Genomic DNA, 23,737 nt, shown 5'->3' on the forward strand with positions numbered 1-23,737 from the left:
CGATAATGGTTGCTCGCCCTTTTTCATAGGAGGAAAAGCAATGCCTAAATTAGTAGTAGGTTTATCAGGGAACACAAATAGCTATTATGATGCAAAAACAAACACATATATTACAAAGTTAAATCCAGTTCGTGAAATAACATATGGTCCAAATACAAACTTGTCAGGAATTTGCCATGCTGTAAATTCTCATATTCCAGCGCTAAATTTATATGAAGGTAAATTTCCTAAGAAAACATTAGATGCTTGGAAAGCTAAATATGGACTTGTAGGGAAGCAAGCTTTGAATAGGGCTGATGTGAATCAAGATAAGAGCAAGGATACTGATCCAGAGGAGCCAGAAGTTATTGAACCTCCAGTAGATGACCATGAAGAGCCTGAAGAACCAGAGGTTCCTGAAGATCCAGATGCAGAAGATCCTGAAGCAGGTGCTTAATCATTCTTAATATTTAGGTGGCACATAAAACAAAAGTAAGGGGGTGAGATGTATGGAAGATAATATCTCACTCAAACCAGTGGCAAATGAAAAGCATATTGATCGACTATACCGAACAATTTCTTTACCTGATTATCATCCAAATGATAATATCCGTATAAAAGTTTTAGATTTTGAGAGAAATACAGTTGAAACTTTAAATCAAGTAAAAGTTGATTTAGGAATGGATAGTGGTTATGGTAGTCGCTATCGTGTACGAGCAAAGCTTTCAATGGCTGTTGCTGGTGTAAGAGAATCTTATTGGCTAGAACAGAAAGAAGAGGCAATAGCAGGAATAGATAAGATTAATCACTATCGCATTCGTGGTGTGTCGGATAAAAAGCTGCGAAGTGATTGGGTTTATTCTAATGTGAAAGATGATAAAAATGACACGGTTTTATATGAATTACTTCATGATATATTAGAAGTTTTACTGACAGCAAACGATGAAGACTTAGAGTATGTTATTGATACGATGGCAGCAGACATGATGCAAAGTATTATGTTAGAGGAGGCACCAGAAATTCAAAGTCAATTCTCTGATGATGAAGAACTCAGTACCTCCATCAAATCTGCAAGTGCTTTATTAAGTTCTGTAATGAAAAGGGATTTTAATGAAAACTTAGTAAGTTCTGTTCAATCATTTGTCGAACTTCTTCGTTCATATAATGTTATGGATAGGTTTGAAGAAAAACAGACTGACTTTATATATCTTCTTTTAGAATCCTTCTTAGAGGAGAAATTAGATAATATTGTAAAGAATGCAACCTATGAAGCTATTTTGAGAAATGACGAGGAAATTCACTTATTATTGCAAACAGCTTATGAGTTAGACGTTAAGGGTAGCCTAATCAATGCTCTTTACCGTACGAATATAGATGATCACTTTGTGTCTTTAGTGAATGATACAGTACAATTAATCTCAGAACCAATTGTCTACGAGGAGATTGTATATAAGCAAAATGAAACTTATTACAATCTATTTAAAACAATGTTGGAAGAAATTTATTTGCCATTATTAGTGTTAGATCAACAATCGGTATTATTAGAGAGTGACTTAAAGGATAAGAACTTGTCTAGAGTTACAGAAACTCCAACAGAGATTGAATATATTCATCATAATCACATTGTTAAGGAGTCAATGGTGAGAGATATTATAGAACTTTTAATACATGATTTTGATAAACCAATTCAAGACTTAACAATCGACTTTCTTGAACATATCATAACTCCTGCAAGAGAACACAAATTATCCTTATGGATAGAATATGCTCCTGTTGAATTGATTGAGTACATTACTTCAATTAGCTCAAAGACAAGTCTAGTTGATTCTACAAGTAGATTGACAATAAGTGAAAAGAAAACACCAGACGTATTTGAAAACCTCCACAAGGTTGACACTCAAAAGCGAAAAAGTCTTTCTTATCAGTTTCAAAGTAATCTAGGCGATTTGATACAGATAGTGTCTACATCTGAAAGTCAACCTTATCAGCAAAAAGTCATCATGAGAGTTTTAGATCAATATTTATCTCAGCAACTGATTGATAAAAACATTCAAAATGATCGGAAATCTATTTATTATCAGGATGATGTTAAAAGTAAACAAATCAAAGAAAGTAAGATAGCTAATCTATTTGAAAGAATTTGGTTTAGTGACCACTTGAAGGTAGATAGTAGAAATGAAATCCATGGAAATAGAGATAGATTAAATGCAAGTACTCAAATGAACTATCTAAATGTTTATTTGCCTTATCTCATGGATACTCACATTAATGTTAGAAAAGACAATAATGAAGTTGTCGTTCATTCAATGCCTTCAGATATCTACTTAATGAAAGACATAGATGAAGTGCATTACACTACTGATAGTGTCACAGGAAATTCTCCAATTGGTGAATTTGTGTTGGGTAGAAGCACACTTCAAGGGAGATAAGAATAACAATTATACTATGCGAGGTGTTTTAGCGTGAATTTAAAATCTTTAGAGAAACTAATTGCAGTAATGCCTGAAGGTGAAGGGAAAAAGCAATTGTATGCAAAACTTCATGCATACAAAAAGAAAGTTAATGAAAAGCCAGACGGACTGCATGATGAGTTTCATATGAAGCCAGAAGGCCACATTCAAATAGAAGCTATTAATAGTGAGGGTGAAGTGGTTGGTGTCTTAGCAGACCAGAAGAACCTAGTTGTTGATGGATCAGAAGAAATACTACTTCGAGCATTTAGTGGTGATCCAGCTCGAATTCTATATAAAAACCGAGTACCAAAAAATGGGATAAGCCACACTTATCATGCTCCATTAAATGAAATACTTTCCGTTGAAAATGAAAAGAACATTATTACGCATCATCCTAACGAGTTATGGAAAGTTGTAAATGATGATGACTTTGAAATTGAGTATGCGTATTATCCAAATACTCTTTATGTGAAAGAAGAAGTGTCAACAGAGCCTAATTTAAAAGCTTTCTCTATTCATTCAGAGCAAAATACAAACACTGCTCCATTGACTGCTGAAATATACAGCACATTCTCTAATCTCTTTATTGGACTAGGCGATGGAGAAAATTATGCTATAAATTTGAACGATGATCGATTGCAGTACGAAGGTTTTTCTGGAGATGGTGTTAAGCAAGCTAGTGAAGTAAACAGCCTGCTTTCATTTAAAGAAAAAATCAGCAACTTTGTTGTGGAATATAATGAACATAATAAAGGCGGTAAGCTTGGTGTTCATATCGATGGTGTCCTTGTTGATACAATTGATACTTACAATAGTGAATTGCAAGATGAAGAGGTATTGAAAAAATCTAAAAGATTTAATGTTCAGGACCATCAAACAGAAACAGAAGTCGATTTAGAGTTTACAGGTTTAAATGATGAGCTAAGTGTAGGTAATCTCCAAATTGCTGGAATTAAATTTGATGCTTTTTCAAAAGACATGAATGGATTAATTCATGAATTTGAAAATCACACAAATAAATTCCATACACCGACAGCTTATAACACAACTTCAGTTGCTCCATATACTATTAAGCTTGAACATGCTCCTGCTAAAAAAGAAACAATTAAAGTTACTTATAATGAAATTGAATTGGAAGAAGTTGAGCAGCTTGACCAAGTAATAGAAGGTAAGTATTACGTTGATTATTATCATGGTTTGATTTACTTTAACCGTGCCATGACAGGATTAATGGTTTCCTTTGAGACAACTGGTCAAATTATGGAGCATAAAAAAGCAACTAACTTGGATGCAAAAGATGCATTTGTTACTATCACTGATGAAACTCCAATTGGAGATGTAGATGGTTCAAATAAAGTATTTAATTTAGTTCATGGAGATGTAACAGAGGTTTCAAAAGTTCTTCTTAACGGTGCAGAGGTTCCAGCAGGCACATCTGCAGGACAATATAGATTGAACATAAGTAATGGAACAGTTACTTTCAATACAGCACCAGATGAGGGCAGTGAGATTAAAGTTGATTACATCTTTAAAAAACAAGTTCTTGCCTTTACAGCGGAATACAAAATTGATGAAAATAAAGAAGTGATCTTGTTTGATCAGAATTTTAAGGAATTGACAAAAGGTGGAGACACAAATGCCTTTGTTAACGATGGGGTATTTGTAATTGACACAACTGACAATACAAATAAAACAATCCTTATTGCTCAGAAAGATGATGTTGGTGAACAAATCAGAGATTTGGAGCTATTCTACTATTCAGATGAAAAACCAGGTGTTCCAACAAATTACACCCGACAAGTTGTGTTGAAGCCAAAAGAAGTTAATCAGTATCCTTGGTACGCTTTAGATAAAGGTAGTATTCAGTTTGTTGCAGAGTTTGCAGAAGATGTTCCAAACAGCAGTATAACAGTTCGTGAAATGGGATTATTTGATGGTCCACGTATGGACGATCAAATTAAAGGATTCCCAGGGTACCCTGTAAAAGCATTTTCACTTGTTCGTGTAGGTGAAGCTAGAAAGGATACTGCAACCGGTCTTCGTGTTACTTGGACAATTACATTAACAAATGAAAATGGTGAACCGTTTAAGGGCGGCCTATAAAAATTAATGAGGTGATAAAATGGATACAACTTCTATGAATCCAAAAGGACATGTAAAATTAGAGCTTTATGATGAAAGTGGCGTATTTTTCACAAAAGAGAAAAAGAATCTTGTCGTAACTAGCTCTAATGAAATTGTAGCAAATATGATGTCAAATCCAGCTAAAACTAGTCGTCTACGTCAACAAGACGTAGGTGACACACCAGTTACAGCTAATGAAAATGGAATGTTCGTACTTGAATTAAGTACCAAAGAAAATCAAAAACGAACCGTTTCTCAAGATGTATTATCTACAAACACTGAGACCCTATTTAACATACTTGATTTGAAGAGCATTACAGAAATATTAGAAGTAAAAGTAGGAGAAGAAATTCTTACTGTTGATGAAGAAGTTTTCTTACTAGATGCACAAGAAGGTATCTTAGAGTTTAAAGAAGCTCCTAAAAGCCCTATCCAAGTTAAGTTTTATGAATATGTAGATGAACAAGTATCTATTATTCGGGGTACTGAAAAGGTTCTTGTCGATGGGCAGGAATGGAAACGGGGCCTGACTCCTAATCATGCCGATAAGGTATATGCAGTTAACTATAAGACAGGAGAAGTTTACTTCCAAGAAGTCGTATCAAAAGCGCAAGTAACTTATGATATAACGAAGCATTATGGTCTTAGCTTTATGGGACTAGGCGGAAAGCCAGAAGGTCATCCTGAAAATCAGCCAGTTTCATTTTCTCAAACAGATAAAGCTTTAACTCGTATGGATAATGAATTTGAAAATGCTCGTATGCCTATTCTTTATCCTGCAGTTGTAGAGCAAGGAAAGCCAGAATTAGAAGTTCTTCCAACAAAGCGTATTGAACAAGAGGATCTCGTATTTACCCATACAGCTGAACAAGCAGGAGCGGACGTTGAATTAGAAGTACAAACGGGAAACAAAAAAATTCTAGAAATTATCTCAGCTACAAAAACAGTAGAAGATCCTAACAATCAAGGAGAAACGATTCAAACAGATTTAATTGTTGATGAAGATATTGTCCTTAATGGTAATCAAGTAATTGTTCTTAGAGGTGAAGTTGCAGAGGGTGACACGTTTGAAGTGCATTTCAAACTTCAATCTAATAACTTGCATCTAAATTACCAGTTAGCGATGGCACCAATTGTTGAGCTTGTAAGTGTAGTTCATGAAGATGCAGCTACAAATACAGTAACTGCATACCAAATTCAAGATAGAGGTATGCGGATTGGTTCTGGTGATGTATGGATGATGAATGCAAATGCTGGTGTCCTTCAATTTAGCTCAGATCCAAGTAATGGAGTTCCTGTTCATACTCCAGGACAATTAACCATCGAATATAAAGTGAACTCTGGTACAGTCGTTAAATTTACTGCTGACTTCCCTAAAGGGGTGCCGGGACCAGTTACTTTAGAAAAGACAGATTCATTCACATCTCTTGGAGAAACAACATTTATCTTAAGTGATGTAGTAAATAAAGATGGTGAAGGAAACTTCCTTATTGAATCTGTTACACGTAATGGTGTAGATGAGACATTTACTGTACACCCAGATGGAACTCGTATTGATGTAGATAATGTTGCAAGTGGAGATATTATCGCAGTGACTTTCAAGTACAGCAAAAAAGCACACAATATTTATCAAGTAGCCATGTTTGACGAAAAAGACAGTACAAACAGTAAGATGTTTAACATATCCGGTATTGGACCTGTAACAAAGGATGAGAATACTGGTATGCGAATTACATGGTCTGTCACATTTTAATTAGGGGGTTATCAAATGGAAGCACCCAAACACATGGAGCGAATTAGCTTTTTAGATGGACAAATTTTACATGATTTCCATTTAAATAATATGCAACGTAATATAGCAGAATCTGTAAAAGTAAATGCAACGAAGGAGAGATACGACATTTTAATGCTCGTATCTCCCTATAACTTCTATTTTGCTGAGCCTTTTGTTAATACGAAATACAGGCATCAATCAAGTACAGCAAATTTAAATACATTAACATTTTCCATTAACCAAGACCAATGGATTACACCAGTTATGGAGTTGCCAGAATCTACGAATGAAATGTATTTATATGCAGAGTATGTTGACAATCCAGAAGATAAGAGCTTTGTAGATTTTTACTACCGAACAGGTGAGGGAAATAATTGGATTAAAGTAGATGTAGATACTCCTATATATATGCCAGCAACAAAATATATACAGCTGCGGATTGATTGTAAATATGAAGGCACAACAAGGCCTACAATTTATGACTTTGCGGCAATGTTTAAATAAGGAGGGATCTTATGGCTTTAGTTAGACCTTATCCTGGATTTCCTCAATTTAGAAGGAAAACAGGTGTAATGACAGACTTTTCTGGTTCACGGTTTTCTGACCAAGAGAAACCTTATGGAGATCAGAATGGTATAAATCGTGTATTTGTTTTATTACATCAGCCGCTATCAGACAGCTTACAAGTCTTTAAGGATGGCATGTTGATGACTAAAAATGTTGATTACACATTAAATATACAAGAGAAACGCATTACTTTTTCAGAAAAACAAATTCCGCAAGAAGCATCTGTAATAACTGTTTCTTACAAACACTACTAGATTGGAGGGGATGTTATGAATTTTGTAAGTAAAAGTGTACCCCATCATTTGCAAGAAAAAGTAGCTACTGACCAGCAAATAGATATTTTCTTCTTTATAGATATTCATAAAGGTTCATTAACAGCTGATAAAGTAATCTTATTTAACCTAACTGAAGAGCGAAGCGAAGATATTGCATTTGAATATTCAAATCGAAGGTTGATTATTCGCCCACGTAAACACCTATCTCAAAACACACACTATCAGATTCAATTGATTGGTGGAAGAGAAGGGATTAAAGATATTACGGGTCGAGTGATGGCTGAATCATATCAGAGCGAATTTTATACAAGTGTAGCTACAACCATTCAGCCGCCAACAATTACATCCCCTACTGACTTGGTTGAGATAAGTGGAGATGTATCGTTTAAATGGACTCCTTCACCTGGCGCTGCTTACTATGAAGTTGAAGTATCACGAACCAATACATTTCAAAATTTAGTCTGGCCAGCAAGTGAAGTGAAGATATATGAAACAGAAGTAAGCCCCTATATTAATTATGAAAAAGGCTTGTATTATATGCGAGCACGTTCTGTGAATGCAGAGGGAAAAAAGAGTCATTATACAAAAGCAATTCAATATTATTATAGCGGGCTGCCACAGACGAATAACCGAATCGTCAAAGAGATCAATCCACCTCCTCATATCTTATTAGAAACGAGCGCAAGAGTCATAAGTAACGAGACACCTATCAATGTATTGCAGCAGCACTTTATAAATGAATTAGGGGAACAGAAGAAAGCTTCATTTCACCTGATTCGCAGCAAACCAAAACATAAAGGAACAAATCTTACATTGAACAATAATGAAATTGTGCTTACTTTTAATCAAGAAATAGATCCTGATAGCGTATCAAGTGAAGCGGTTTATGTGTTGGCTGAAAGGAATTAGAAAGCAGGTGAAATTTCGATGAAGGATTTAGGAGTATTAAATAGCGATTCCACGATTTTACTTGAAATACTAACTAAAGATGCATCTGGTAATGCCATAGATATGGATCAACCTGTCATAGCAAGGATTGAAAGGCAAAACGGAGATGGTGTTGTAGCTGTTGATAGTGTTACACTAAATACATCAGAAGATAGGCTGATACACAGCTATTCTTATGCATTATCCTCATCTTTAGAAAAGGGAAAATACTATATTACTTATCAAGTTTCTATCAATAATCAAGTTTATCATAAAGTAGAAACATTTCAGATACAAGAAGCTGTAACTGAAGAAATAGTAGATAATTCGGATAGTGTTTCGTATGGGGATAAATTGAAGCATGTAATGCCTTCTGATTTTCAAACTCCATCAACCTTAGAAGTAGATGGTAAGAAGTTAATAATAAGGTTAGAAGAACCTCTAAATATGAATCATACGTATCAAGTAATCATAACGGATGAGTTAGTCTCAGAACAGTCTCAAAGCCCAATTGATGGAACGTATGGTATCCATTTTACATCAGAGTATAGTCCAATTTATGCGACGCCTTTAGAAGTAAAATCTATACTAAAGAATGTGTTTTTTTACTTTGAGATCGAAGAAGTATATCAAGCTCTTCGTAATGCTGCCCAGAAAGCGCATCAGCTTCTTAGAATGGCAGCTGATCCAAATGAGACTGAATTTGAATTAATAGAAACAGATGAATCTACATATTTTCCTGCAGGAAAGTTTACCGCATATCAAGCATCTATTCAGTTGCTAAATCAATTAGTTATAAAAATGGTTTATGCGAATAGTCAGGATTATTTAGATAATGATGATGTGTCCATTATTCAAGAAGGTGTTGACAGCTTTACACTTGGTGATTTAACCGTTAGTAAAAAATCCTCTACATCTGATAGCTCAACTTCTGTAGAAGAGGAGCCTTTAGAAGTGTCTGTGATTCAACGATTAATAAGAAGCTACCAAGAAGAATTGAAATTCTGGACAGATGCACTGATGGGCAGAAATGCAAGAGGATATGCAAATGCAATTACAGCAACAAGTAAAGGTTCTGTCACTGTACCAGGAAGTAGGGATATTTAGTGGATATAAGGAGAGACATATCTGAAATTCTTAAGAAGTATGGACACGAAGCTATTTATATCAGGCGAAATAAAAAGTTTCGATGTGACTGCTATTCAGAAAGAAGTGGAGGGCAATCTTATGATAATTGTCCAAAATGCTTTGGAACTGGTTATACAGTTACAATTGAAAAGATACGTACAAGAAGACAGATATCATCAGTCCCTGAATCTCTAGTGAGAGCTCGAAAGCAATATGAGCATGGTTATGTTGCTGCAAATGCATATGTTTATTATTTGGAACAACAAGCAAATCCGAAAGATGGAGATTTGATATTAGAAGTCGATTGGAGAAATGGAGTTCCAGTTAGTGTTAATGAAAAAAATATAATTAGTGTTGGTGATCCATTGCGTGGCAGTGGCGGGCGTATAGAGTTTTATAAAGTGTACTCTCGCTTCGAGCCAACAAGGAAGAGTGATAATAATGCCATCACCTACCATTGAATATACACCTTATGAATTTATTGAAAATCTCCCTTCATTATCTATCGGGAAACGAATAGTCATTGTAGGGGAATCTCATGATGGACCATATTATGAACCAATAATAGTTCATAACATGAAGGTTGCAGAAGGTATTTATCAATATGGCCCTTTACTTGAACGATATAGAGATGCATTGCAAGTAGATGATTCAATTGAAGTGATATTTCTACGCATTGAAGAAAATCGTTTTGATAAAGCTTATCAAGTCCTTCTGTCTTATACCTTTGATCTAATCTACTTTGATAATTTCAATTTTGGGAAATCAGAAGAAGATATTCAAAAATATCTGGACTTTGCAGGTGAGAAGGAATATCAAGGTGAGTTGGTGCATGGTTTCTTCTCTATAGAGCCACATGATGACTTAGACAAGATCAATTCTATTATCAGCTCATTTACATTTGATAACTCCATTGATATTCAAGAAATGGGAAAATATATTAGCTTAGTTTTGAATCAGACATCTGGATATGTTGGTGCAATGATTTATGCAGCACTTGTGACTTCCCTTAATCCTGAAGTGTCTCCTGTTAACAAACAGCTTGATATTTACTTGCACACAGAATATACAAAGAATGAATTATTGCAATTCCAGAAACAAGGGATAGTAGCGTTTCGTAGCAGTATCTTAAATGGCAATGTGATTTCAAATGCTACATGTGCAGTACAAACACCAGGTAGTGTTCATAAAAGTATTTCAAACTTTAGAATTAGCCAACATCTTATAAATGAATTAAGTAATGTATTTCATAACGAAATTGGCGAAGTTCAAAACGAGATACAAATAAATAGGATACAAGCATTGATTGAAGAAAAACTACAAGATTTTATTGATTTAAATCGTATACGACAAGGTGATTACACTATTATTGCTAACAACATTCAAGGTGAGATCAATATCGAATTAGAATTTGTTCCTATTTTTACAACATCTACAATGACAGGACATACAAAGCTAAATATTTACCGCTAATGGAGGTGATGAATTTGAGTAATGATGCTTATCAAGATGACAGGATGAGATCCGATAGAGGAGCTAATTTTCTTGATTTTATAGATGTTATAAAGAAGCTTTGGGAAGCTGCTGGAAGGAAAGGAAAAATCACTCGCAACTATACAAAAGAAGATGTAAGTGATTATCCAATTATAACGTATCACGTTGTAAATCGTGCTCCTCATCCTGCTTTTAAAGAAGTGAAACCAAGGCCTCGTCAAACATTATATCATCCAACTGACCCAAATAAATATGAAGAAATTCTTGGTCAGAAACAGCTTGTATGTATTTGTTTCACACTTATAGCTCAAAGCGATGATGTAGCAGATGAGTTGATGTTTGACTTTGAAGATTTCTTATTTATGTATCGTTCACACTTTATGGGAAATGGTGTAAGTGAAATGCTTTTCAATGCGCAGGGAGAAGATACGACTGATAGTAGTCATGGCGTATCTCTTTCAAAAAGAAAAGTCTATTATGATGTAACATTTGATGTTAACCGAGTTAATTATCTAAATCAAATTGATCAACTGGCAGTAAAAGCCGGTATTCAAGATAAATTGAAAAAGAATAAGGAGGGCTACACATGGTAAACCCGTTAGATAGACATGAAAATCTGCCTGGTGTAAGAGTAGAATATGAAAATGGAAATCTTTACTCTGATCAGCAAAATATTAATGCAAATACCAAATCAATCTTGATTTTGGGAACTGCTATCGATGGTCCAGTAGGAGAACCAGTATCTGTACAAGCTATTGGAGGTCCAAAGGCAGCCGAAAGACTTTTCGGTGGAATGCTTCAAAAAAAGGAAGTAGAAACAGGACAACCTGATCCAAATACAGGAGCGCCAGTAACCCAAACTGTTAAAGTCCCACATGAAGGAACATTAATTCGTTCCATGTATGAAGTATTAGCTGCAGGAAATGAAGATGTTCGATTAATGCGTGTTAGTGGAAATCAGGCAAAAACAGAATTAGTTGTCCATGATATTGAGAAGGCATTAGAACAGACTCTAGGAGTTAGTGGCGGTAACGTTTCCTTCTCTAAGCGAATTGAGTTTGGAGACACAGGAAGACTATCAACTTCTCCAATTCAACATATCCGTGAAAAAAGAGAAGATGGAACGTTAGTAAAAGAATTTGCTGGAGCTGTTGCTATTCAAAATGCTGTTCTAAGTGTTGATGCTACATCTGGCCAAGAAACAGTATTCTTTAAGCCAAACGTATTCCGACCTGGAAACAAAATTGAAGTTCAATTTAACTTCAATAAGCGTACGTATTACGAAGTGTTGCGTTCTGATGAGGATGGACGATTAACACAAGATCCTTCTAAGCCTAACTATTTTGGAAGTGAACATAGCTTCTTCTCTGATGATGTGGCTTCTGGGCATACAATTAATGTCTATGTGAATGGAATTGGTATTCCTCAAATGAGTCCTAATGGTCAATGGTTATGGAGACCTGGTAAAGAAGATCCAAGCATTTCAAACCCGCTTACAGATGCCTATACAGCTTTAGAATATGAGCAAGGCGGCATTCGTTTTACAGAAGCGTATCAAGTGGAGGTTGCAAACGGAACTTACCCAGAGTTAAATAGCTCTGCTGAAGTCGTAGCAGATTACTTCTATTACGATGAAGTTGCATTGCCAACAAATAATGAATATGTCGTTCCAGGTGAAGATGCTACGTATACATTAGACTATCTTCCTAAACAAGAAGGTTTTAGTGTTTTTTATGAAATAGCCGGACAAAAATATGAGCTAACACCTAGATCCACAGAAAACCCAAATGGAGATTTCTCAATGATTTTTCCAGGAGAAGGTTCATCTGTCAATACAAGAGTTGTAATTAAAGCTGGTTCCGTGCCTGTAGGAGTTACATTGAAAGCTTCCTACGCAACAAATCAAACAACTTCAGTTAATCCTAAAATCATTGTTGAGGCAGCTTATGCAGGAGAAGATTATGCAAAAGTGAAGGACATTTCTAACCCAGATAGTATTGAAGGTATTGCAATTGATATTCGTCACGACATTACTGCAGAAGACCCTTCTGGTAAAGAGAAGATTATTCATTTCATTAAGCCAGTTAATAAACGTCAATCTGTTCGAGATGAATTTATTGAATATCGAACAAGGGACTTGAAAGGCATTACAAATATAGGAGAGTTTGCAAACTTTGTTAATAATGACTCTCGAAATAACATTGTACGTTTAGTAGTTCCTGAAGGAAGCACAGTACCAATGCAAGGCATTGCAGCGACAAATGGCTTGGTGTATCTTGGTCAGAAATATAATGATGCATTAGGTGAATATGAAACATTTGTAGATTTAGATAAAAAAGTAGATGATCCAAAGCGTTATCCTTGGGTTGGTTCTAACGGTTTCTTTGATCGAAATAGCTTGACTAGCATGATGGAATTATATGAAGTGCTAGGTGGAGTTTTTGAACCAAATCCAACTGCTTATGATGAATACCGCTTAGTGAAGCAAGGTGTCTATAACAAGATTGAGAACTATCCAGTTGACTCTATTGTAATGGCTGAAGCTTATATCAATACACCAATTGGAAGAGAGACATATGGAACAAATGGTCAAATCGTTGTTGTTGAGGACAAATTTAAAAACTTTGCTACTCAATTAGCACAGCATTGTGCAGTAGCAACTGCAAAAGTGAGAGAAACTATTGGATTTATTGGTGTAGAACCAGTTCGTAATGCTAGTTTACTAAGTATTCAAGAGTATATCGAAGAGCTTGCATCCTCCAAAGTGAATGATCACTACTTGTATAACGATAGTACACACGAACACATCTTAAATGATGAGGGAGATCTTATCGATATTGGTCATTATATCAACGTCGTATTTGGGCCAGAAGTTGGATTAGTGAACGATAAGCTTGGAAACTACATTACAAACGGTGTAAGCATCTATGCAGGGTTAAACTCTGTATTGCCAGCTGAAGTTGCTACAACCAATAAAGAGATTTCCGTTCATGGTTTACGTTATCACTTGTCTGAATCACAGCACAATTTATTAGCTGGTGCTAGATTCGTTACATTTGATGAGCGAATTGCTACTAATGGCACAAGACAAATCAAAGTGAAAGACGGCGTGACTGCTGGTCAGCCAAACTCTGATTATACTCGATTGTCTACCGTGAATATTACACATTTTACATCTCAAATTGTTCGATCTGTTGCAGAGCCGTTCATTGGAATGCCAAATGGTCTGGCTCAACAGAATTCAATGTCTACTGAAATTCAAGCTGGTTTAGATCGACTTAAAGAGAATGGTGTATTGCAAGACTTTAAGTTTACGATTTTCACTAGTCCAAATGAAAAAGTTCTAGGCAATGCCTTCATAACTTTAGAGATTGTTCCTGAATTTGAAACTAGACGCATTCACACAAGTGTGGCACTTCGTACAAGCCTTTAATAGTTAGGAGGGGATCTCCCCTCCTACAAAATATAGAAATAATTAAGGAGTGAATAGAATTGAATATGACAACTGAAGAATACTCTCGTACATTTTCTTCCTATTCAGGAGCAGATATTGTCGCATCTTTTAATGGTCGAGTAATTGGTGAGTTGCAGGCTTTAAGTTATTCTGTAAGTCGTGAGGTCGCACCAATTTACACAATGGGTTCAGCAGACGCAAGATCTTATTCTCGTGGGAAGCGTGGAATTAGTGGCTCATTAGTGTTTGTAACATTTGATCGTGATGCACTGATGGAGGAAATGAAAAAAGATTATTCTGGAAAAGCACCTGCAATGATGCAATATCAAACATTCCAAGCAAATGCAGGATCTCTAGAAAATCAGATTTTAAGTGGATTAAGGTCCAGAGCAGCTGATGGTCAAAGCACATATGGGATATCTACTTGGGATGACCAAATGACAAACCTTGGATATGGACCATCTGGTGATTTCAATCCAGATAATTTAACTGGATTCTATGACCCAGAATACGCTGACCAATTAATGCCTTTCAACATTACGGTAACCATGGCAAACGAATTTGGTAATCGATCTGGAATGGAAATTTACGGCATCCAATTACTAAATGAAGGCTCTGGATTCTCTATCGATGATGTAGTAACTGCTAAAGCATATTCTTTTGTGGCACGTAAAATCAAAGGAATTCAGAAGAAAGATAGTTTACGTCAAGAAGGACGTGCTAGCGCTAGGCCAGTATCAGGTGACTTGCTAAGATAATCAAAAAATGAAAAGAGACAGCCTACTTGGTAAGCTGTCTCTTTTTTTAAAGGAGTGATTAAATGAGACTAGTTATAGAAGCCCTTTTAATGATGATTCGAAACAGTGACTATGAACTATATGTAAAGCAAGGAACTGTTCGCTTAAATTTAGAAAAGAATGTCATGAAAGCTTTAACAGATATGGATGAAAGAGGGTGGCAGTGGGCGATATCTAATATTATTGAAATCATAAAAAGCATGGTTGGTTTAGAAAATACTTACTACGCATTACAAAGATCATTAGCGGAATACAGTACTGAATTAAGCGAAGAACAGTCTGCTTGGCTCACTCAGCAAGTAAATCAAATCAGAAGCGATTTAAGAGATAGAGGTGTAAACACAGATAGACCTAGAAGCGCAGCAAGAAATGCTGTTAATGGCTCAGATATTCGTGTCGCAAATAAAACTATCCCTAATAAAATTAATGAAAAGCTATATAAACCAGAAACTAATAACAGTTATGCAGGGTCAGATATCGTAGCATCTATTAATATCCCAGGAAAAGGACCAGTCATTTTTGGAGAATTGACGAATGTGTCCTACTCCATTTTCAGAGAAAAGGTTCCAGTTCGATCTTTAGGTTCTGTAACAATGAGAGGTTATACAAGAGGGATGAGAACAGTTTCTGGAATTCTAAGTTTTACAGTATTTGACGAGAGTGTTGTGTATCAATGCCTAGAAGACTTAAAGAAATTAGGTTATCGCCCTCTAATGGATGAAATGCCTCTTTTTGATGTAACAATTACAATGGCTAATGAATTTGGTAGTCGGTCTAATCTAACAATCTATGGTGTTACAACTTTTACAGAAGGAATGGTATTAAGTGTTGACGATTTGATGACTCAAAATGTATATGAATTTTATGCAATCGATGTAGATCCAATAGCAAAGCTGGAAAGCAAGGAGAGATAGTATGAATAGACAAATGAGAGGTTTTGCTCCGCAGCGAGACTTATATAACCGTAGGGATACACGTGTTGAATACCAGTTATTTAGCCAAGAATATTTTTCGGGAGCAGACATGCACATATATTTTGGTGATATATGGGTGGATGAAATCACAGACTTATCATTTCAAATGCAAGAAGAAGTGCTACCTATCTATGGTTATAATTCCTACACCTTCGATGAGTTGGCGAGAGGGAGAAGAATGATATCTGGAATGTTTACAATGAACTTTACATCTGTCGGTTATCTTCAAAAAATATTAGATCACGCAGACGCCATTAATCATGTGGTAGGTGCAGCTGCTGGTGCTAATCCAATTAATATTAAAAACTATGATAAGTATCGATTGGATGAGATTCTTGCACTTTATGGCAAAGATAGTTTTGAGCAAATTGCAAATGAATATGAAGAGGCCATTTGGGGTAAGTCTGAAATGAGTGAGTCTAATGCACTTAGCCTACCCAATCAACCATATTTTCAACGAAACAATAAAGATGGCTTTGACATTAGAATACATTATGGTCCTGTAGAAGAAACATATAGAAATAATAGTGTCTATCGAGTAGATTCTCAACGTATGAAGCCAAACTTAACTGTTGAAAGTTTAAATGGGGTTCAAATAACAGGATTACAAAAAAGCGCAGGAACATCTGGACAGGGAGCACCTGTTCAAGAGACTTATACATTTATAGCGCAGGATCTAAATAGGACTTCCATTAAAGGTTAAAAACATCTATAATATTAATATGAAATGCATTACATTCAAAGGAGAATTGAAATGGAAGAAAATAATAATCAAGAAGTAGCCGTTGTAGAAGAAGCTGTAAAAGAGGAGGATGTAAAAACTGTCCTCACAGAACGTGGAGAAAAGTTTACAGAAGAAGAGTGGAAATCGCCAGTATTTAAAAATGGCCCAACTAGGGAACAAGTTGAAGCCTGGAAGGATAAATATGAAGATATATATTTCACACCATTTGATGGTGAAACATATATCTGGAGAACATTATATAGAGAAGAATACAGAGAAGTTGTTTCAAAAGCAGATATGACAGTATTTGATAAAGAGGAAACATTTACAGATCTTTGTGTATTATTTCCTTTAAATTATAGTAGTATCAGTGCTCGACAAAAGAAAGCAGGTATTCCAACTACGTTGTTTTCAATGATTATGGATAAGTCTGGATTTGTCGCACAAACAGCTCCAATTAAGTTGTAATTAGCAGGTGATAATATGGCTCTTCCTTTAAAAGAAATAGAAGAATTTAAAACTAAATATGAAGACATATATGAAATTACTATTGGCGATAAAGAAGGAGAATTTTCATATACATTCATTTATCGATTGATTGGAAAGAAAGAGTATAACGACATTATGGATGATGAAGTGGATATTCTACAAAGCCAGGAAAGAGTATGTAATCTCTGCATACTTTATCCTGAATATGATTTTACAGAGGGGTTAGCAGGAATTGCAGAAGTTTTATCTAATCATATCATTCATTCATCCTCTTTAATGCAAGGTCAGCAAGTAGAATTGCTAAGTAACTATCGTGAAGAGATGATGATTTTTGATTATCAAATTGACTGTATTATTCATGAAGCGTTTCCTGAATATCCTATTGAAGAAATAGGTAACTGGACTATTGATAAAACGATGTATTATCTGTCACGAGCAGAATATATCTTAAAAGAACTTAGAGGTGTTCCGCTTCAATATATACCTCAAGAAGAAGCAATTCCTCAAGAGCAGCAATATCAGAACACCTTTCATGCTAATAAAAATGATGTATCTCCATCTCAAATGGAAGATGAAGGTCTAAAATTGATTATGGAAAATGAAACGAAAAAAGGAAAACAAATCAACACTGAATTAAGTAATGTTAATGACATGATGCCAGAGTTGTCCTGGTTTGCATCAGAAGAAAATCTAAAAGGTGAGTTTGATTAATAGGTGGGTGTTTCTGTGGAAGAAGTAAGAGTTGAAGATTATCAGAATAGAGAACATGACTATCGACGTTTTCTTGCTTCAGAAGCAGAACGTAATGAAATGCCATTTTATCAAAAATTAGGCCTTGGAGTTGCGGCTGCAGCTGGAGCATTAGCGGTAGGATATAGAACAGGTGCTATGCGCCATATGGCAAGATATCTTGATGATGTTGTTGCACCAACCAGGCAGGCAGTACGTGAAGTCTCTTCAGAGGAATCACCAATACTGAAAAACTTAAGCTTGGATGGTTTAAGAGATCGTGGATTGAAGATACAAGACAGACGAAATGAATTAATGCAATTGCGTCAAGAACAATCAAACTTATTAGATCGTAGAGAGTTTGATATGGTTCGTTACCTTCGTCAACGAGATACGCTAATCAATAAGGACGTTCCTGAATATATCTCTGAAGGACTTCGTTTTCAGTCTGTGATGCGTGATATTAGAAACTCACCTTCTATAAAAAGGGAAACTGCTAATCAGATTGAGAAAGGATTGGCATCAGGGTATACCGGCATCTTAAAACGTGGAAGTGCTTCCGATATCAATCACCTATTAAGACAGTCAGGTGTTCAAGATAAAGATGTTCTTGATGTTGTGCATGACGCTAGAAAGAATAACCGGGATCAAGACTTTTCTAGAAGATCTGAAGAAGGAAGAGCTTGGATTGAAAACGTTCAAGAAAAATTAAGGCAGTCAACAGCTCAAGACATTGAATCTATCACAAAGCAAAATAATCCAATTAAGCAGTCTCTTTTAGGTAAGAGTCAACGTCAAGCTACCATTCAAGACGTATTAGAGCTACATAAATCAAAACAAATTGTTTTAAATGAAGATGTACTTGGTCAGATTAAAGATGTAACCAAACACAATAAAGGGTTTCAGGATGCAATTTTTGATAACAATCTATATGTCACATTGAAAGATGGAAAAGTATCAGGCTATGCTGATTATAAGGCATTTGATAATGTCGGAAGAAACACTATGGAGTGGTGGTCACATACGATGCCTGGTGGATTAATGCATTTTCGTGACATGATTAATATGCGAACAGCTAGAGAGCAGTCAAGCTTCCGTATTTTTAAAAGAGGTAGTATTCAACCTATGTTGAATGCTCACATGAATATTAATCCAGGTGAAGCTCTGACAGAAGATGTAGTCTTTTCTGGTGGAAGATTCATGCGATTATTTGATGATAACGCAATTAATAGTAATCAACCGCTTGAAGTGTTAAATCCAAATAGAGAGATGTATCTTACTTCTTCTCGATATGGTACTGTTTCCACAATCACTCGACAAGCAAGTGGTGTTATGACAGATGGTACCCGCAGTGTTATGGGAGTCGATGTAACGAATAATAGACTTTTTAAATCCTTGGATATAGGTGGTCAAGAGAAAGACCCAATTGCATCAGAAGGTTTTAGTGTTTTTAGTAAGTTCTTTGACCCGGAATGGGACAGAAATCGTATTAATAAGGCTTTATCTAAAGGTATTGATTCACCTGAAGAGTATCATTTCTTACAGAGATTTTTAGATGAAAATACGATTGGACTATCACCTAGAGTATTAAATCAAATAGAATCACATTTACCACAGTCATTACAGACTGAAATTAAAGATATGGGAATTCATTTTGGACGAGACGAAGATATGCTTAAGCTATTTAAGCATCTTGGTGAAGGGAATTATCGGACAAGTTTTGAATTCAATCAATTGTATAGAAACTTTGATCGAAACCCGGAAGAAGTCTTAAATAGAACAATGCCCAGAGGAAGAACAAGTGTCATCTTAGGCGGCAGCATAGAAGTTAAAACAGGAATGGATCAAATCAATCAAGAGATTGGTAAAGAATTGGTTCGCCAAATAGCACAGCATGAATCGATTACTTCAGGTGTCCCTGTTCGAGAAGCACAGCATACTTTACGTAACATATTGAAAGACAAAAGTAGTGAAGGACTTTTAACAAAACCTGAATTTCAAAACGCTGAAAGATTAATAAATCAACAAATGTTTGAGCAAGCTGGAAAGAGTTTAAGAGGAAACTATGAGCACCTCATTAGTGAAACCAACCAATTATTGTTAGGCAAAGATAATATCAATCAAACATTCCAACAAGGACTAGATACTTTATCTAAACAAGTAAATCCATTGCTTCATAAAAGCACAAATGCAAACCATGTCAATCAAATTGCAGATGAATACGTAGCAGTTAATAAGTCAAATGTTTGGGATAACTTAAAAAGTATTGATGGAATTAGAGATTTAGGTAGACAATTAAGTTTACGTACTGGTTCTCGAAATATGGAAGACATGACTACATTATCTATCTTTGGATCTTATTATCCAGCATATCGTTTACAAGAAGCTTTAGGCAGTCTTGGACTAGGTTTATCTGGAGCTTCTATGGGAAGTCCGTTGCAAATATGGAGCTCCTTGCTTTTAAAGCGTGGACTTCCGATTGTCGCAGGTGTTGAAGGTTATCAGTACGCTGACTATTTGATGGATGAATATACAGGAGCAGGATTTTCGGAAAGATGGGAAAACTATAAAGCTCATCAGCGGTTAGCTGATGCTGGTGCTAGGGAAGAATTCGATTCAATAGCTGACTTAGAAAGACAACGTATGCTGCGTCCTGGAATTGAACATTTTGAAGCAATGCCATCTATTCATTTACCTGGATTTGGTGAAGTAGGTCCTGGTGTTCTTCTTAATCAAATGATGGGAGCTGTAACTGGAATATCTTCTCCATTATCTGATAAAGATACAATGACAGTAGAAGAGACATACGATGATATCCTCCATGGTACAGATGAGATTCGTAAAGGTCGATGGTGGGCAATCGGGTCACGGACTGCTTATCGTGGAGACCGTATCATTGAATTTGCTCCTAATAGTTATAGGCAAGCCCACAGTGATTGGGAGTATACCAATGTTATTGGAAGCGGAGAAGAGCAGTATGCTCATTCCTTATTTCCAACGTTTGAAAACCCACTAGGAGCTCTTTCCTTTCTAATTGGAACTAGAGATCCTTACTGGTTTGAGAAAAAGCATTATTATGATCGGCCTTATCTTTTAACAGGTGATTTCTTCAATAGTAATACTCCTTTCATTGGAGATATTGGAAATATGACCATAGGACAGATTTTAAAGCCAACACGAGAAATGCATGGAGAGTACTGGGCTGAACCAGAAATCATTCAGGAAAGTGCTGATAGTTTAGGTGAACGGCCATCAAGACCAGTAACAACTCGTATTTCTCCTTCAGGTCGTGTTGAATATAATGTTGAAGCATCAATTCAAGACTATGGAGCGGAAGCACCTATTTATGTTGCCAGAAGAAGAATTGATTCAGAGACGAATGAAGAAACAGGCGACATGATTATTGGTGATTTGCAATCAGGAAAAACAATTTATCTTCCAAGTAGAATGAATGGTGCATATGTTGACTTAGATAGTGCTTTTATTGCTTCTGAGCAAAACATGGAGCGAATGATTGAAACGAGTCCACAAGGGCTGTTTGCACCAACTTATGAGTACCAAAAAGAAGTAGATCGCAGGAAATTAGCAGAATTAAATGACCCTCGAAGTGCACAATGGAGAGCGCAAGAGATGGCAAGTAACTGGCTGGAGCCACACGGTGTATATAACTGGATTTTCATGGATGAGCTACTTGGAAGAGATCCTTATGCAGGAAAAGAAGTTATAGCAAAAGCAGACCAAGCTTATAATGCATCTAACGCTTTCTGGGACTCTGAATTAGGTTCTCTAGGAGGAAGTCTTTCAGAGATTGGCAGACGTTTCATACGAAGAGATAGCGGGCAATTAGAGCATTATAATCCCATTCGAAATCAAATGCCTGACTGGTTACCAGGAGGAAATTATTTTATTAATTTCCAGACAGGTGATCCTTATTCTTTAATACCAAATGGAGTATATCGTTTACCAGGAGAAGCTTATGAAGCGATGAACCCATTACATCCTGATGAAACAGGAAGATATGGAGCTTTTGATAAGCTTAAGATACTGGCAGATGTTGCACCATGGTCAGATGAATATCGTTTCTGGAAAGACTATGTAACAGAGTATGAAGATGACCCAGAAATAAGAAAGCAAGCAGCTGAAATTAAACGTCAAGTATCTCAACGGAATCGAAAATATGAATTCCATGACTATATGTACAAGGATGCAGAACTTGAAAAGGAAAAAGTAACAGTAACAAAATTTTTAGATGATTACACCTTCCTCGCCAAAGAATATGGCGACCAGCCTATTCGATTAGCGGGCATCGATGCTAGATCAAATGCTGAAGGTGTATTAGAGAAATACATCGATGTTGGTGATCGCATCACTATTGGTGTTGATGCTGATGAGAATCATCGTATTTCTGACGACACTTATGGAACAATGAGAGCAGTTGTCTTTAAAGGAATAGAAAGCCTAAATAGGCAAATTATTGAACGAGGAGAAATGAAAGAATCTCAAACAGATTTCTCTGCCCCTGGTGTGTGGGCAAGGTTTACTCCAGAAGAAATTGCTGCAGGTGCAAGATGGGAAACAGTAGCTCACGCAGAAACAGCATTTAATACTAAGTTTTTACAAGTCAGAACCGCTCTAGAAGAATATGAAAGAGACCAAATTTATTTGCAAGACTGGTCAACGTGGCAAAACTTTGGTGTCACTGACTATGCTATTCCTGCCGTTCAACGATTAGCTGGTCGTGACAATCCATTAATTGCAGGTGTTGCAGGCGCTGCATTTGGTGGAACCATTGGTAGAATCTTCTTAGGTGGGGGATCAAGAACCAAAGGTGGGGCACTTATTGGTGCGATTGGTGGAATTGGTGCCAATCTTTATGGAAAAGCTTATGAGTATTCAACTGGTGAAAGATGGATACCAGAGCGTAGGCGTATTGAACATGATATTAATGAGTATTTTGATGTATTAGAGTATATGAAATACACAGGACTCTATGAAAAAGCTAAAGTTGAATTATCTCATATGGGATATGATGCTGAAGAGTTTTTAAATTATGTAGAAGAAAAAGAAGGAAAAACAAAGCAGCGTCGCAGTGAGCTTGAAGAAAGAAAACAAGAACTTTATCTTACTCAACCGAATGGATGGGAAGAAGAACGAAAAGAAATTAATCGGGAGTTGGCTAAGCTAACAGAACAGTGGGATGAATTACAACTTCCAGAGCCAGTTGCTCAAGCATTATATTATAAAGAACAAGCAGAAACTACGTTATATGCTATTGATCCGTTTGAAGATCGACTTAATATAATGCAGGCTTTACCATATAAAGATCGTTGGTTCTTTAATGATTTTGCAAATGCACGAACAAAAGATCGAGATGAGATTTTAGAGTTGATTCCTGAGAACCAACGAAGAATTTATCAAGCCCTGTGGGGAATGGAAACTGAGGAAAGAAAACCTTTATCATATTATGCAGAAAAGTATGCAATACCAGATGCAGATTGGGAAGGATGGAGTCCTCAATACTCATTAGAAGATATAAAGGTTCAAGTTGTTCAAGATAGCGGATTAAACCTATCTGATTTTAACTTTTGGGAAGATGATGTAGAAGCATCTAAATATGCTCCTAGGTTGCCAGACTCATATGATACACCAAGGTTTGGAGGATTTAAGCAAGTTGAAGATAGTATTAGACAAGTATTGGAAGGACAAGGGCTGCATGATGTTCAAGTGACTGTTCATCCAAATAACGGTTCTGAAACACATGCAAGAGTGAATTATCAAAAAGACCGAAGCCAAGAAATTGAAGATGAATTCCGTTACCATATGGATGACTATTTGTAGGATGTGATTAA

At 36.0% G+C, this 23,737-nt stretch carries 18 protein-coding genes; all 18 read left to right on the plus strand.

Annotated elements, in window-relative coordinates; translation table 11 throughout:
- Positions 1 to 40 precede the first annotated feature (40 nt).
- The 18 genes from D1B32_RS12140 to D1B32_RS12225 all read left to right on the plus strand — a co-directional run bounded on the left by D1B32_RS12140 (position 41) and on the right by D1B32_RS12225 (position 23,726).
- On the plus strand, positions 41 to 436 hold the full coding sequence (locus D1B32_RS12140) for a hypothetical protein (protein ID WP_118889540.1): 396 nt from the start codon (positions 41 to 43) through the stop codon (positions 434 to 436).
- A gap of 52 nt (positions 437 to 488) precedes the next feature.
- Positions 489 to 2,408 (plus strand): hypothetical protein, encoded by a 1,920-nt coding sequence (locus D1B32_RS12145; RefSeq protein WP_118889541.1) that lies wholly within the window; start codon positions 489 to 491, stop codon positions 2,406 to 2,408.
- Between the two features lie 33 nt (positions 2,409 to 2,441).
- Entirely contained in the window at positions 2,442 to 4,535 is a 2,094-nt protein-coding gene (locus D1B32_RS12150) for a hypothetical protein (RefSeq protein ID WP_118889542.1), read from the plus strand.
- Positions 4,536 to 4,554: 19 nt separating this feature from the next.
- Positions 4,555 to 6,309 (plus strand): hypothetical protein, encoded by a 1,755-nt coding sequence (locus tag D1B32_RS12155; RefSeq protein ID WP_118889543.1) that lies wholly within the window; start codon positions 4,555 to 4,557, stop codon positions 6,307 to 6,309.
- Positions 6,310 to 6,324: 15 nt separating this feature from the next.
- Positions 6,325 to 6,834, plus strand: a complete 510-nt coding sequence (locus D1B32_RS12160; protein WP_118889544.1) for a hypothetical protein — start codon at positions 6,325 to 6,327, stop codon at positions 6,832 to 6,834.
- 11 nt (positions 6,835 to 6,845) lie between these two features.
- Entirely contained in the window at positions 6,846 to 7,151 is a 306-nt protein-coding gene (locus tag D1B32_RS12165) for a hypothetical protein (protein WP_118889545.1), read from the plus strand.
- Between the two features lie 15 nt (positions 7,152 to 7,166).
- Entirely contained in the window at positions 7,167 to 8,081 is a 915-nt protein-coding gene (locus tag D1B32_RS12170; RefSeq protein WP_118889546.1) for an Ig-like domain-containing domain, read from the plus strand.
- 18 nt (positions 8,082 to 8,099) lie between these two features.
- Positions 8,100 to 9,206, plus strand: coding sequence for an Ig-like domain-containing protein (locus D1B32_RS12175; RefSeq protein WP_118889547.1), 1,107 nt, complete (start codon positions 8,100 to 8,102; stop codon positions 9,204 to 9,206).
- Positions 9,206 to 9,688 (plus strand): hypothetical protein, encoded by a 483-nt coding sequence (locus tag D1B32_RS23590; protein WP_147379906.1) that lies wholly within the window; start codon positions 9,206 to 9,208, stop codon positions 9,686 to 9,688. Before D1B32_RS12175 ends, D1B32_RS23590 begins: the two co-directional genes overlap by 1 nt.
- Positions 9,669 to 10,700, plus strand: coding sequence for a hypothetical protein (locus D1B32_RS12185; RefSeq protein ID WP_118889549.1), 1,032 nt, complete (start codon positions 9,669 to 9,671; stop codon positions 10,698 to 10,700). Before D1B32_RS23590 ends, D1B32_RS12185 begins: the two co-directional genes overlap by 20 nt.
- A 14-nt stretch (positions 10,701 to 10,714) precedes the next feature.
- Positions 10,715 to 11,314, plus strand: coding sequence for a hypothetical protein (locus D1B32_RS12190; RefSeq protein WP_118889550.1), 600 nt, complete (start codon positions 10,715 to 10,717; stop codon positions 11,312 to 11,314).
- The gene (locus tag D1B32_RS12195; protein ID WP_118889551.1) at positions 11,308 to 14,154 is read left to right on the plus strand and encodes a hypothetical protein; all 2,847 of its coding nucleotides are present in this window, start codon (positions 11,308 to 11,310) and stop codon (positions 14,152 to 14,154) included. Before D1B32_RS12190 ends, D1B32_RS12195 begins: the two co-directional genes overlap by 7 nt.
- 65 nt (positions 14,155 to 14,219) lie before the next feature.
- On the plus strand, positions 14,220 to 14,933 hold the full coding sequence (locus D1B32_RS12200) for a hypothetical protein (RefSeq protein ID WP_240033786.1): 714 nt from the start codon (positions 14,220 to 14,222) through the stop codon (positions 14,931 to 14,933).
- A gap of 62 nt (positions 14,934 to 14,995) precedes the next feature.
- A complete protein-coding gene (locus D1B32_RS24085; RefSeq protein ID WP_187393150.1) occupies positions 14,996 to 15,886 on the plus strand; it encodes a hypothetical protein in 891 nt (296 codons plus the stop codon).
- Position 15,887: 1 nt separating this feature from the next.
- Positions 15,888 to 16,649 (plus strand): hypothetical protein, encoded by a 762-nt coding sequence (locus tag D1B32_RS12210; RefSeq protein WP_118889553.1) that lies wholly within the window; start codon positions 15,888 to 15,890, stop codon positions 16,647 to 16,649.
- A gap of 51 nt (positions 16,650 to 16,700) precedes the next feature.
- Positions 16,701 to 17,138 (plus strand): hypothetical protein, encoded by a 438-nt coding sequence (locus D1B32_RS12215; RefSeq protein ID WP_240033782.1) that lies wholly within the window; start codon positions 16,701 to 16,703, stop codon positions 17,136 to 17,138.
- 15 nt (positions 17,139 to 17,153) lie between these two features.
- Positions 17,154 to 17,870: a hypothetical protein gene (locus D1B32_RS12220; RefSeq protein ID WP_118889555.1), complete on the plus strand. Its 717-nt coding sequence runs from the start codon at positions 17,154 to 17,156 to the stop codon at positions 17,868 to 17,870.
- Between the two features lie 15 nt (positions 17,871 to 17,885).
- Positions 17,886 to 23,726, plus strand: a complete 5,841-nt coding sequence (locus D1B32_RS12225) for a hypothetical protein (RefSeq protein ID WP_118889556.1) — start codon at positions 17,886 to 17,888, stop codon at positions 23,724 to 23,726.
- The last annotated feature ends 11 nt before the right edge of the window (positions 23,727 to 23,737 follow it).

The organism is Oceanobacillus profundus (assembly GCF_003515705.1).
Lineage (GTDB): Bacteria > Bacillota > Bacilli > Bacillales > Amphibacillaceae > Oceanobacillus > Oceanobacillus profundus.

What these genes read in the sequence shown, in the direction of transcription:
- D1B32_RS12200 (WP_240033786.1), top strand. Translation starts at nt 14,220, where the DNA reads ATGACAACTGAAGAATACTCTCGTACATTTTCTTCCTATTCAGGAGCA.
- D1B32_RS12145 (WP_118889541.1), top strand. Translation starts at nt 489, where the DNA reads ATGGAAGATAATATCTCACTCAAACCAGTGGCAAATGAAAAGCATATT.
- D1B32_RS12210 (WP_118889553.1), top strand. Translation starts at nt 15,888, where the DNA reads ATGAATAGACAAATGAGAGGTTTTGCTCCGCAGCGAGACTTATATAAC.
- D1B32_RS24085 (WP_187393150.1), top strand. Translation starts at nt 14,996, where the DNA reads ATGAGACTAGTTATAGAAGCCCTTTTAATGATGATTCGAAACAGTGAC.
- D1B32_RS12185 (WP_118889549.1), top strand. Translation starts at nt 9,669, where the DNA reads ATGCCATCACCTACCATTGAATATACACCTTATGAATTTATTGAAAAT.
- D1B32_RS12175 (WP_118889547.1), top strand. Translation starts at nt 8,100, where the DNA reads ATGAAGGATTTAGGAGTATTAAATAGCGATTCCACGATTTTACTTGAA.
- D1B32_RS12155 (WP_118889543.1), top strand. Translation starts at nt 4,555, where the DNA reads ATGGATACAACTTCTATGAATCCAAAAGGACATGTAAAATTAGAGCTT.
- D1B32_RS12140 (WP_118889540.1), top strand. Translation starts at nt 41, where the DNA reads ATGCCTAAATTAGTAGTAGGTTTATCAGGGAACACAAATAGCTATTAT.
- D1B32_RS12170 (WP_118889546.1), top strand. Translation starts at nt 7,167, where the DNA reads ATGAATTTTGTAAGTAAAAGTGTACCCCATCATTTGCAAGAAAAAGTA.
- D1B32_RS12165 (WP_118889545.1), top strand. Translation starts at nt 6,846, where the DNA reads ATGGCTTTAGTTAGACCTTATCCTGGATTTCCTCAATTTAGAAGGAAA.
- D1B32_RS12160 (WP_118889544.1), top strand. Translation starts at nt 6,325, where the DNA reads ATGGAAGCACCCAAACACATGGAGCGAATTAGCTTTTTAGATGGACAA.
- D1B32_RS12195 (WP_118889551.1), top strand. Translation starts at nt 11,308, where the DNA reads ATGGTAAACCCGTTAGATAGACATGAAAATCTGCCTGGTGTAAGAGTA.
- D1B32_RS12220 (WP_118889555.1), top strand. Translation starts at nt 17,154, where the DNA reads ATGGCTCTTCCTTTAAAAGAAATAGAAGAATTTAAAACTAAATATGAA.
- D1B32_RS12215 (WP_240033782.1), top strand. Translation starts at nt 16,701, where the DNA reads ATGGAAGAAAATAATAATCAAGAAGTAGCCGTTGTAGAAGAAGCTGTA.